Source organism: Streptomyces sp. NPDC002265, assembly GCF_040296125.1.
In the GTDB taxonomy this organism is placed as follows: Bacteria; Actinomycetota; Actinomycetes; order Streptomycetales; family Streptomycetaceae; genus Streptomyces.
The window spans coordinates 1-11,813 of sequence record NZ_JBEOWS010000309.1; the positions used below are offsets into that span (position 1 = coordinate 1).

Annotated in this window: 9 protein-coding genes and 1 pseudogene; 2 read left to right on the forward strand and 8 right to left on the reverse strand. The window is 72.8% G+C overall.

Going from position 1 to position 11,813, the window contains the following annotated elements; all coding sequences use genetic code 11:
* Position 1: 1 nt before the first annotated feature.
* From ABT085_RS36260 to ABT085_RS36275, 4 genes are all read right to left on the reverse strand, one after another.
* Entirely contained in the window at positions 2 to 1,309 is a 1,308-nt protein-coding gene (locus ABT085_RS36260) for an MFS transporter (protein WP_351618000.1), read from the reverse strand.
* Positions 1,306 to 4,539 (reverse strand): AfsR/SARP family transcriptional regulator, encoded by a 3,234-nt coding sequence (locus tag ABT085_RS36265; RefSeq protein WP_351618002.1) that lies wholly within the window; start codon positions 4,537 to 4,539, stop codon positions 1,306 to 1,308. Before ABT085_RS36265 ends, ABT085_RS36260 begins: the two co-directional genes overlap by 4 nt.
* 426 nt (positions 4,540 to 4,965) lie before the next feature.
* Complete coding sequence (locus ABT085_RS36270) at positions 4,966 to 5,313, reverse strand: hypothetical protein (protein WP_351618005.1); 348 nt, start codon at positions 5,311 to 5,313, stop codon at positions 4,966 to 4,968.
* Between the two features lie 164 nt (positions 5,314 to 5,477).
* The gene (locus tag ABT085_RS36275) at positions 5,478 to 6,338 is read right to left on the reverse strand and encodes an alpha/beta fold hydrolase (RefSeq protein ID WP_351618008.1); all 861 of its coding nucleotides are present in this window, start codon (positions 6,336 to 6,338) and stop codon (positions 5,478 to 5,480) included.
* A gap of 63 nt (positions 6,339 to 6,401) precedes the next feature.
* On the opposite strand from ABT085_RS36275, the gene ABT085_RS36280 reads away from it, so the two are divergent.
* Positions 6,402 to 6,935 (forward strand): cysteine hydrolase family protein, encoded by a 534-nt coding sequence (locus ABT085_RS36280; protein ID WP_351618011.1) that lies wholly within the window; start codon positions 6,402 to 6,404, stop codon positions 6,933 to 6,935.
* A gap of 18 nt (positions 6,936 to 6,953) precedes the next feature.
* Here ABT085_RS36280 and ABT085_RS36285 read toward each other — a convergent pair whose 3' ends face one another.
* The 4 genes from ABT085_RS36285 to ABT085_RS36300 form a co-directional block, all read right to left on the reverse strand.
* A complete protein-coding gene (locus tag ABT085_RS36285) occupies positions 6,954 to 7,346 on the reverse strand; it encodes a PPOX class F420-dependent oxidoreductase (RefSeq protein WP_351618014.1) in 393 nt (130 codons plus the stop codon).
* Positions 7,343 to 8,857, reverse strand: a complete 1,515-nt coding sequence (locus ABT085_RS36290) for an FAD-dependent monooxygenase (RefSeq protein ID WP_351618016.1) — start codon at positions 8,855 to 8,857, stop codon at positions 7,343 to 7,345. Before ABT085_RS36290 ends, ABT085_RS36285 begins: the two co-directional genes overlap by 4 nt.
* On the reverse strand, positions 8,854 to 10,422 hold the full coding sequence (locus tag ABT085_RS36295) for an MFS transporter (RefSeq protein WP_351618019.1): 1,569 nt from the start codon (positions 10,420 to 10,422) through the stop codon (positions 8,854 to 8,856). The genes ABT085_RS36290 and ABT085_RS36295 overlap by 4 nt, the downstream gene beginning before the upstream one ends.
* 92 nt (positions 10,423 to 10,514) lie before the next feature.
* Positions 10,515 to 11,552, reverse strand: a complete 1,038-nt coding sequence (locus tag ABT085_RS36300) for a ketoacyl-ACP synthase III family protein (protein ID WP_351618022.1) — start codon at positions 11,550 to 11,552, stop codon at positions 10,515 to 10,517.
* 2 nt (positions 11,553 to 11,554) lie between these two features.
* Here ABT085_RS36300 and ABT085_RS36305 point away from each other — a divergent pair.
* A pseudogene (locus tag ABT085_RS36305) lies at positions 11,555 to 11,813 on the forward strand (hypothetical protein); the annotation flags it as partial.

Here is an 11,813-nt window from a genome sequence, read left to right on the forward strand (position 1 = left end):
GTTAACGGTTCCCGACGGACGCCAGGTCCACGTCCTTGGTCTCACGGTAGCGCAGGAACGACACCGTGCTGATCAGGCAGAGCGCCGCCACGTACCAGGGGTACCAGCCGGCGTGCCCGTGCGCGGAGAGGTACTCGATCAGATAGGGCGCCGTGCCGCCGAACACGGCCACCGTCAGCGCGTACGGCAGTCCGATACCGCTCGACCGCAGCGCCGTCGGGAACATCTCCAGCGTCGCCGACGGCGCGGCCCCCGCGTAGCAGCCGAACAGCAGGAGCGCCGCCGTCATCACCACGCCCAGCCGCACCGCCGAACCCGACAGGAGCCCGAAGAGGACCGGGGCCAGACAGGCGGACCCGATGCCGAAGACCAGCAGCAGCGGACGGCGCCCGAAGCGGTCGGCGGCCGCCCCGAACAGCGGCAGCGCGGCCATGAACACCACCTGCGCGACGACGGCGGCCTTCAGTGCGGCGTTCGCCCCGATGCCGTACTGGAGTTGGGCGTACAGCGGCAGGTAGGAGGCGAAGGTGTAGTAGACGACGGTCGCCCCCAGCGTGAAGCCGGCCACGCGGACGGCGGCCCACGGATGGCTGCGCAGCACCTGCCGGGCGGGGTTGCGCGGCCGCTCCCGCACCGCCTCGAAGACGGAGGTCTCCCGCATCCGGCCGCGCAGGTACCAGCCGTACAGGGCGAGCAGCGCGCCGAGCGCGAAGGGCACACGCCAGCCCCAGTCGCCCAGTTGGGCCGGGGTGAGGGTGTCGTGCAGGAGCAGCGCGAGCAGGGTGGCGGCGAGGGAGCCGAGGGTGGTGCTGACGTAGACGGCGCTGGAGTACAGGCCGCGGCGCCCGGCCGGCGCGATCTCGTTCACGTACGTGCTCATCGCCGCGCCCTCGCCGCCCGCGGACAGGCCCTGCAGCGCCCTGGCCACCACCAGCAGCGCCGGGGCCAGCGCGCCGGCCGTCCGGTAGGGCGGGGCGAGCGCGATCAGCAGGCTGCCGGCCGCCATCAGCAGCAGGGACAGCCGCAGCGCGGGGCTGCGGCCGTGGCGGTCGCAGTACGCGCCGATCAGCGCGCCGCCGAGCGGCCGGAACAGGAAGCCGACGGCGAAGACCGACAGGGTCTGCAGGACGTTCGTGGCCGGGTCGCCCGCCGGGTAGAACTGCGGGCCGAGCAGCGCGGCGAACGTCACGAACGTGGCCCAGTCGAACCATTCCATGGCGTTGCCGACGGACCCGGCCAGCAACGGGCGCAGCCGTTCCCGCCCGGCAAGGACTCGAGGCGCGTCGGCGGCAAGGGTGTCGGTGTTCACGAGGTCGCCCTCCCGAGCGGGGGTCGTGCGGCGGATGGGATGCCGAGCCGGGCGCGGACGTCGTCGGCCTCGGCGACGCCGATGTCGGTGAAGGCCTCGAGAGCCTCGGTCCAGTACGCGTGCGCCCGCGCGTGGTCGCCGTCGGCCTCGGCGACGGCGCCCAGGACGTGCTTGGCCCTGGCGATGTTCAGGCGCTGCGCGGTCGGCTGGGACAGGGCGATCGCTCCTCGCGCGCACTCCTCGGCGCGGCGCGGATCGTCCAGACTCAGGTGGAGCGGGGCCAGTTCCAGGAGGATCTTGCTGCGGACGATGTGGTTGGCGCTCCCCTCGGCGAGCAGACGGGCCTCCTCGGCGTACCGGGCGGCGTTCCCGCCGCCCAGCAGGCCGTCGGTGACGGCCATGCGGGCCAGCGCGTACGCCTCGCCGTCGACGTAGCCGATCTGCCGGGCGCCGTCGAGCGCCGCGGCCGCGTGGGAGGCCGACTCGGCCAGTGAGCCGAGGCCCGCCCCGATGGCCGACAGCAGGCACAGCGTCTCCACCTCGTAGGTGCGGTCGCCGCCCTCCTGGAAGGAACTCAGGGCTCGCCGCGCCGAGTCGAGCGCGCTCTCGTGCCGGCCGGTGTCCAGGTCGACGAGGGCCAGCCCGTACAGCGAGATGCTTCTGTCGTACGAGGAGTTGATGGACTCGGACACCTTCAGCGCGCGGGTGAAGCAGGACCGCGCCTCGGCCGGTTCCCCGGTGGCCTGGCGCACCAGGCCCAGGTTGCGCAGGCTGTAGGAGCTGATGTGGTGCAGGCCGAGGCCGCTCGCGGTGGCCAGCGACGCCGTGAGGCACTCGGTGGCCCGCGCCATGTCACCGCGCGTCCAGTGGATGAACCCCAGCAGGCCCTGGGTGCTGGCCTCCAGACGCGGGGACCGCAGGGTGTGCGCGGCGGCGAGGGCCCGCTGCGCCGCCTGGAGCGCCTGCTCGCCCCGGCCGAGGCTGAGGTGGGCGAGGCTCATGTTGTTGAGCGTGGCCGCGACCTCCTCTGCCATGCCGAGCCGGTCGTGCAGCGCGAGACTCTTCTCCTGGTGCGCGATGGCCCGCTCGTAGTCGCCCAGCGTGTTGTGGAGGTTGGCGAGGCTGCGATGCATGGACGCGATGCCGCGCTCGTCGTGCAGGTTCTCGGCGGCGCTCAGGCCGACGCCGGTCGTCTCCCGCCACTCGGTGCGGTACTTGCCCGTCCAGAAGAAGCCGCGCAGCGCGTCGGCCAGATGCCAGGACAGGTGGTACGGGCCGTGCGTGCCGAAGTAACGTACACAGGCCATCAGGTTGCGCCGCTCGGCCAGCAGCCAGGCCATCGCGTGGCTCTCGTTGGGGAACTGCGGCACCTCGAAGGTCGCCCTGGGGCGCTCCGGCTGGGCGAGCCGCACGAACTCCGAGTACAGGACGTCGGCCGCGGCGCAGGCGCCCGCCAGGTACCACTGGCCGAGCCGCTCCAGTGCCTCGGCCCGCTCCCGGGCGCCGTGCTCGGCGAGCGCGCGGTCCTGGGCGTACTCGCGCAGCAGGTCGTGGAACTGGTAGCGGCCCGGGGCGGGTTGCTGCAACAGGCTGGCCGTCTCCAGCCGGCTCAGCCCGGTACGTGCCTGCGCCTCGCTGATGTCGGCGAGCACCGAGACGGCGGCGGGTGTGAAGTCGGAGCCGGGGAAGAGCCCGGCCAGCCGGAAGACCGCGCGGTCGTCCGGGGTCAGCGCGTCGTACGACAGGGCGATGGCCGTGGAGACGGCGGACGTGGTGTCGCCGTCGACGGAGAGGGCGGCGAGGCGGTTGCCGCGCCGCAGACTCTCCAGGTAGTCCTCGGTCTGCCCGCCGGGCGCGCCGATGAGGTTGGCCGCGGCGATCCGCAGCGCGAGCGGCAGGTACGAGCACAGGGCGGCCACTTCGCGCACGACGTCCGGCTCGATCGCCACCGCGGCCTGCCGCATCATGCCGGTGACCAGGTCGGCGGACTCCTGCTCGCTGAGCGTGCCGACCCGGACCACCTGGGCGCCGTGCGTGACCGCGAGGGAGCGCAACTGCCTTCTGCTGGTGATCAGTACGGAGCACCCCGGGTCGCCGGGGATGAGCGGCAGCACCTGTTCGACGCCGGACGCGTTGTCCAGCACCACCAGCACGCTCTTCCCGGTCAGTTTCGACCGGAAGAGGTTGGCCTGTTCGACCGGGTCGACCGGGATCTGTTCCGCGGGCACACCCAGGCTGCGCAGGAACTGCGAGAGCACCTGGTCCGGCGGGAGCGGGGCGTGCGCGCCGCCCTGTTCGTAGCCGCGCAGGTTCACGTACAGCTGCCCGTCGGGGAAGGCGCCCCGCACCCGGCTGCCGAGCCACACCGCGAGCGCCGTCTTGCCCACCCCGGGCGGCCCGGACAGCACCACGACGGGGACCCCGGTACGGTCCGAGACCGGCGGGAGTATCGCCTCGATCCGGCCGACGACATCGTCCCGGCCCACGAATCCCAGTGCCAGGGGCGGGAGTTGGGCGGGCACCGTGACGGCTCCGAGTCGCGGTCCGTGCGGCGCCGCGAGGGCGGGGTCCGATTCGAGGATGCCCGCGTGCAGCGTGCGCAGCCGTTCACCGGGCTCGACGCCGAGCTGCTCGACGAGTTCACGGCGGGCCTGCTGATAGACGTCCAGCGCCTCCGCCTGCCGGCCCGAGCGGTACAGGGCCAGCATCAGCAGGCTCCAGAAGTTCTCCCGCAGCGGGTTGTCCATCGCGGCGGTGCGCAGCTCCTTCACGAGCTGCGCGTGCCGGCCCAGGTGGAGCTCGGTCTCGAAGTACGCCTCCAGGGCGCCGAGCCGTTCGTCCTCCAGCGCCGGCGACTCGTCACGGCGTAACGCGTCCGACGGGATGTCCGCGAACGGCGCGCCCCGCCAGGCGCTCAGCGCCTCGGCCAGCAGCCGCGTCCGCTCCTCCGGTGTCTCCGTCCGCTGCGCGAGCCCGACCAGCCGGCGGAACCGGGTCAGGTCGAGTTCCTCCTCGGCCACGTCGATCCGGTAGCCGCCGGCCGTCGTCTCCACCAGGTCGTCGCCGAGCAGCATCCGCAGCCGTCGTACGTAGGTGTGCAGCGCCCCGCGCGGGTTGGACGGCTTGCGCTCGTCCCACAGCCAATCGGCGAGACGGTCGTTGTCGACCACCGAGCCCGCCCTCAGCAGCAACGCGGCCAGCAGTACCCGGAGTTTCCCGGAATCGACCACCACTTCTTTGCCTGCGACCCGGACGGCGAGCGTTCCCAGTATTCCGAAGCTGTTCCCGGCGCCGGGCGCGCCGGGGCTCCGCGATGGAACGAGTTCTGTTCGCACCATGCAGTTCTTGTCATCCCCCGTAGACGTGTGCACGGCCTCCCGGTGCCGCGCAGCGCGCCATTGCCGAAGCGCGGACAAGGGGACCCTCAGCCATGCGTCTGCCACCCTAGGTGACGGAGATGCCGGGCCGGGAGTTCCACCTTGTTCGATTCATCACACGGAGGAGCGGTGCCCTCACGTCCCGTACCGCCGGTCCAAGAGCGTCGGGAGTGATTTCGGTACGAAACGAGAATTCCCCGCGCGGTGCTTTACCGCGCGAAAGCGACGGGCTCGTAACAAACTCTTGACGAGTTCAACACCCTTTCATCGACAAGGAATTCACGGCCCGGACGAGTACGGCGGCGCGATACCCGTGAACCGGGAAATCGCCGCCGTCAGCGGGTCCGAGAAGGACGTCTCGTCAAGGCCGTAGGACGGGCGCGGGGCGCGCAGTGCCCGGAGGAAGTCGTCGGCCGCGTCGGGGTTTCCGGTGTCGGCGGCCGGGGGCGCGGGGGGTACCGGAGGCCCGCCGGGCGAGGGGGCGGTGCCGTCCGCGCCGGGTTCGGGGACGTACGGCGGCCTCGTGTGCCCGTACGCCTCGGACAGGGCGCGCGTGCCCGCCGTCCGGCCCAGGTGCGCTCTCGGCCGCACGCGCCGGACGGCGGTCCTGTCGTTCGCATGACGCATCACAGTCTCCTTCGTTCGCGGTTCGTGTCGGGCGGTCGTGCCCGGTCGTCGTGCCCGGCGGTCGTGCCCGGTCGTCGTGCCCGGCGGTCGTGCCCGGTCGTCGTGCCCGGCGGTCGTGTCCGGTGGTCGTGTCCGGTGGGCCTGTCCGGGCGGGGTCCGCGCCGTCAGACGCGGCGCAGGTGGTCGACGACGAGCGATGCGATGGCCGGCGACCAGTGCGGCGGGAAGATGTGGCCCATGCCCGCGATCCGCCACAGGCGCGCGTGCGGGATCACCCGGCGCAGTTCCTCGCCGTGTTCGAGCGGCAGGACCGGATCGCGCTCGCCGTGCACGACCAGGGTCGGCACGTCGAGGGCGGCGATCCGGCCGGTCAGCGGGGGCGTGCGGTCCAGTGCCACCGCGTGCCGCCAGGCGGTGTCGGACCCCTGCCCGCGGGCCAGCACGCGCCGGACCAGGTCCCCCCAGTAGACCTGGTCGAACGGCATGGTGTCCCCCACCAGCACCCGCCAGCCGTCGACCGCCGCGGCCAGGCACTCCTCGGGCCCCTGCGGCGGGGACGCGGTGAGCCGGGCGACCCGCTCCAGGACGGGCCGCCGCGGGCCGGGCAGTCCGGTCTCCGGCGGCAGCCGCACATCGCCGTTCGCGTCCGGGGAACTGGACAACAGCACCAGCGACCGCACGAGTTCGGGCCGGTCGAGCGCGAGCAACTGGGCCACCATGCCGCCGGCGGACTGTCCCACCACGTGCGCCGCGCCCAGACCGAGCCCGACGATCACGTCGGCGGCGTCCGCGGCCAGCGTCGACAGGTCGTACTCGGCGTCGGACTTCCCCGATCTGCCGGTGTCCCGGTGGTCGTAGCGCACCACGAACCAGCCGTCCGCGGCGATCAGCCGGCACAGTTCGTCGGGCCACACGATGCCCGGCGCCGTGCCGCCCATCACCAGCAGCAGCGCGGGGTCGCGCCGGCTGCCGAACGACTCCGTCCACAGCCGCAGCCCGTCCCGCGTGGCGATCTGCCCTTCCATCGGCTCTGTTTTCCCCTTGGTAGGGTGCGGTGGACCGCTGATCATCCGTCCTGGGGGAACTGAATGACCCGCGCACGCACGGCACTTGTCCTGGTTGATCTGCAACGGTGGATCGTCGGCATGCCGTGGCAGCCGATCGGCGGCGAGGCCGTGACCAAGGCCTGCGCCAGGCTCCGCGAGCGGTTCGCGGACACCGCCGCCTCGACCGTCGTCCTCGTCCGGTACGTACGGGCCGACGGCGCCGACGGCGGTGTCGGCGCCGCCGCCAACCAGCTGGTCCCCGGTCTCGAACCGCGCGACGGCGAGCATCTGGTGACCAAGCACGGCCTCGACGCCTTCGAGGGCACCGATCTCCACGACCGGCTGCGCGGCGAAGGCGTCACCGACGTGGTGATCGCCGGCCTGTCCACCGCGCACGGCGTCGCGTCCACCGCCGCGACGGCGGTGCGCCTCGGCTACGGCGTGGTCGTCGTCTCCGACGCCACGGCCAGCGTGGACGAGGCGCAGCACCGCGAGGCGCTCGGCCGGCTCAGCGCGCTCGGCGCGCGCACCGGCCGGGTCTCGGACTTCGTGCCCGCGGGGGCCGACGCCAACTGACCTCGCGGTGCCGCCGGTTCACTGGTGGCTGACCGCCGTGGGCTTGACCACGTAGACGATGCGGTGGGCGACGTCCGGCGGCGGGCCGTCCAGCTTCATGCCGTACCGCTCGGCGAGCTGCGCGAAGAACTCACCGGAGGAGTCGTCGTCGATGCGGACCACCTCGCCCCGGATCTCCAGGTAGCGGTACGGCTGGTCCGGGTCGTTGACCGAGACCGCGACATGCGGGTCGGCGGTGATGTTCTTGTACTTGTAGCGGACCGTCGTGTTGGTGAAACGGACGTACTCGCCGTCCCAGGTGAACCACATCGGGTTCACCTGGGGGCCGTCGCCCGCCGCCCGGATCGTGGCCAGATGGCCGAAGAGCGGCCGCTCCAGCAGATCCCGGTGGCTGTCCGGAATGAGACTCATACCGTGTGTTCCCTCACTTTCCGTCGTTCGCCCCGCGGGGCGGTGAGCAGGGGGCGGAACAGGTCCGTCAGGCGGCCCCGCATCGCGGCGGCGTCCCTGGCGATCCAGTCCACATGGCCGTCCGGCCGGGCCAGCACGAACGCGGTCCTTCCGCGCCGCGCCCCGGTGCGGATGTCGACCACCGCGCCGAGCCGGTCCCGGCACCACCGTGTCAGCTCCCTCGCCGACTCGTCCTGCGGCCCGGTCAGGATCAACGTGTGGCGCAGATCGTCGAGTTCCCCGCGCAGCGGCAGCGGCACCAGCGCGCCGGGCACGAAGCCGGCCGTCTTCCTCCCGGCCGCGGGCTCGGCCCGGTACTTCGTGCGCAGACCGGCGAGCCACGGGATGTACGCCAGGTCGAACAGGCGCAGGCCCGACGCGACCCGCAGCACGTTGTCGCGCAGGACGACCTGGTGCGCCTTGCGCAGCAGCCAGAGCCTCGTCTGGACGTCGGCCTGGCGCACCACCGTGCGCGCCACCTCGCCGCGTTCGCTCTCGTAGCTGTCGAGCAGCCGCCCGGCGCTGTGTCCGTGCCAGACGAGGGCGAGCTTCCACGCCAGGTTGTGGGCGTCGTTGACACCGGTGTTGAGGCCCTGTCCGCCGGCCGGGCTGTGGATGTGCGCGGCGTCCCCGATCAGGAAGACCCGGCCGATCCGGGTCGTCTCGGCGTGCCGCGCGTGCACGTTGAACACGCTGATCCAGTCGGGGTCGCGCAGCCGGATCCCGCCGGGCCCGCGCTCGTCGACCAGGCTCTGCACCATGGCCAGGTCGACGTCCTCCTGGCTCACCCCGGGCGGCGCCGAGGTGAACACGCGCCAGCGGCCGTCGGGCAGCCCGCAGGCCACCAGGATGCCCCGCGGCGAGCAGAAGTAGTGCGTCATGCGGTGGTCGAAGCGGGTGTCGACCATGACGTCCGCGACCACGAACCGCAGTTCGTACGTGGACCCCTCGAAGCCGACGCCGAGCCGGCCGCGGACGGTGCTGCTCGCCCCGTCCGCCCCGACGACGTACGCGAACTCCTCCTCGTGCTCGGTGCCGTCCTCGTGGCGGGTCCGGGCCCGCACCCGGTCGTCGAGCTGCTCGAAGCCGAGCAGTTCGGTACGCCACCGCACGGCACCGCCGACCAAGGCGAGGTTGGTCCGCAGGACCTCCTCGATGTCCGGCTGCGGGCAGATCAGCGGCCGGGTCGCCGCCCTGTAGCGGAGGTCGGCGATGACCTTGCCGTCGGAGTAGTACCGCATCTGCGACTGGGGCAGCGCGCGGGTGGCGAGCAGTTCCTGGCCGCCGACCCGGTGGATCAGCTCGACGGTCCGCGGCCACAGGCCCAGCGCCTTCGACAGGGTGCTGGGGCCGTCGGCCCGGTCCACGCAGCGCACCGGCACACCGCGCCTGAGGAGTTCGGTCGCCGCGGTGAGCCCGGCGGGTCCCGCGCCCACGACGAGGACGGGGAGCGCGTCCTCGGGGGTGGTCATACGGCCGCCTCCTCGACGGCGGGCTCGGCGGCCGCGGCGGGCCGGGTGCGCTCGCGCAGCATCACGCTCACCAGTACCGCGCTCGCGGCGCAGATGACGGCGACCGTCCACAGCACCAGGTGCAGGCCGTCGGTGTAGCCGCGGGTGAGCAGGTCGAGGAAGCCGGAGCGGGCGGAACCGCCGACGGTGTGGGCCGCCCCGGCCAGGTCTCCGCCGATCACGCGGTCGGCCACGCCGTCCACGTCGACGTCCTTCGCGCCGCGGACCGCGGACAGGCCGTCGGAGATGTGCGAGCGGGTCGAGTTGAGCAGCACGGCGCTCATCACCGCGATGGCGAAGGCCTCACCGGCCAGGCGCATCGTGTTGAAGAGACCGGCGGCGGCACCCGCCTGGGCCGGCTCCACGGAGGTGATGGCCGCGCCGTCCACCAGACCGGCCGTCATGCCCATCGAGATGCCGAGCAGCAGCAGCGGACCGGCCAGCGCGGCCACCGACACGTCCGGGCCGATCAGGGTGAGCCAGGCCGCGCCGGCCGCGGCGACCACGAGGCTCAGGGTGAGCACGAGCCGGGTGGACACGCCGTTCTTGACCAGCTGGCTGACGACGAGCGGCACCACCAGGACGGGCAGGGTGAGCAGCATCATCGTGGCGCCCGAGGCGTTCACGCTCATCCCCACGACCCCGGTGAAGTACGTGGGCAGCAGCACCAGCAGGCACACGAAGCTGAAGGACAGCGCGATGGGGATCAGCGAAACCGCCATGAAACGGCCCTGCCTGAGGAGCGAGAGCTGGATCATGGGCTGGCTCTGCCGGAGTTCGGCGACGACGAACAGCGCCATCAGTACGGCGGCCCCGCCGAGCAGCAGCAGCGTGCCGGCGCTCGTCCAGCCCTGCTGCGGGCCCTGGACGATGGCGTACATCAGGCAGAACAGGGACAGTGTGAACGTGGTGGTGCCGGCCCAGTCGACCTTCGTCGCGGCGGGGTTCCTCGACTCCGGCATCATCGGCACCGCGAGGAGCACGAGCACCGAGATGACCAGGTGCGAGAGGAACACCGAGCGCCAGCCGTAGGCGTCGACGAGCAGGCCCGCGGTCGACGGGCCGAGGGCCAGACCGGCGCCGGCCGACGAGCCGAGGATCGCGAAGGCCCGCGCCTGGGCGGCGCCCTCGAACGTCGTGGCCAGGATCGCGGCGCCCGAGGTCATCACCGCGGCGGCCCCGAGACCGGCGAGCGCACGCGTCACGTCGAGCACCACGATGCTCGACGTGATCGCGCCGGCCAGCGTCGACAGCGCGAACAGGACAGTACCGGCGGTGAACATCCGCCGCCGGCCCACGATGTCCGCGAGGGAGCCGCAGCCCAGCATGAAGCAGGCGAAGGCCAGGTTGTAGGCGTTGACCACCCATTGCAGCGAGGCGAGCCCCACATGCAGATCGGAGTTGATCTCCGGGAGCGCGACGGAGGTACCGGTCAGCGAGGCGGGCAGAACCAGGACGGCGAGACAGACCGCGACCAGTGTGAGTGTCGGGTTGCCGCGACGGGCGTCCGGACTAGCCGTACTCATGAAACATCCTCTTTCAGGGGTTGTATGGGGGGTGAGGGGAAGGTCGGGAGCGAGGGGAAGGCCGGGGCGGGAGAAGCCGGGGGCGCGGGAGGTCAGCGGGCGGGCCGGGCGACGATCGCGCAGGTGAAGCCGAAGCCCCCGCCCGCCGAGACGGCGACGGCGATCTCGCCCGGGGCCAGGAGTTCCAGCGCCCGGATGTCCGCGAGGTTCGCGGCAAGGTCACCGGCTCCCAGGTGGCCGGTCCGGGCGCCCAGTTCGACGATGTCCGCCTTGGTCAGCCCTTCGACTGCCGGGTGGTACGTCTCGCGACGGACCTTGACGCCGACCCTGGGCAGGGCGAGCAGCCGGATCCGGGGATCGTCGGCGTCGACTCCGGCCTCCGCCAGCGCGGTCGTGACGATGCCGCGCAGGGCGTCGTGCACACCGCTGTAGAAGCCGTCGAGGCCGACATCGGTGATGAACGCCTTCTTGGTGCGCCTGACGTCGATCCGGTCGCTGTTCCACCGGGTCGCCGGGGTGAACTCGTCCCGGCCGCGGTGCAGTCCCTCGGCCGCCGAGACGGCGGCGCTGGACAGCCCAAGGAGCGTGAACTCGTCGACGCTGTCGTCGCGTTCGTGCAGCAGGAGTGCCGTGGCGCCGTCGCCGTAGAAGACGCCGTAGTCGCCCGCCCAGCGGTCGAAGCCCTCGTCGGGGAAGCGGTCGCCGGTGGTGACCAGGGCGGTGGCGGTGGAGCGGTCGGCCAGCAGCCGCGAAGCGGCCGCCTCCAGCGCGGTGCCGCCGCCGTTGCACATCACCTGGATGCCCAGCGGCACACCGCGCACCGCGCCGACCCGGTGCGCCACGTAGTGCGCGGGCGACCAGAAGTCGTGGCCCTGGTGGTGGATCCAGGCGTGGGTGGTGAAGCCGAGGTCCGCGCCGTGCCAGCCCGCCGCGTCGAGCGCGCCGCGCGCCGCCCGGACCGCCAGGTCCGGAGCCGAAAGCGTCGTCGAGACGGGGACCTCGGTGACGCCGGTGTTCACCAGGTCGTCCTCGTCGATCCTGCCGCGGGCGAGGGCGTCCTGGGCGGTCTCGACGTTCTCTGGCAGACAGGTCCTGACGGCCCGTATGCCCAGTCCGTTACCGAGTCGCATGGGTGGGTTCCTCCGTGCTCGACGGGATGGGGGTCGAGGGAGCCGCCGGGGTCCCGGGCGCCGACGGCCCGGGCGGGGTCGCCGGTTCCGTGGCGTACGCGCTGGTGGCCGGGCCGGCAGCGGCGCTCCCCTGTGCCGTCGCTGCCCGCCCGGCGGTCTCCGGAACCGCCGCCGTCGCCGCCTTCGCGGCCGACGGCCCGGCGGACTCCCATGCCGGTGCAGCCGTCGACGGCCCGGCGGTCTCCGATGCCGGAGCCGCCG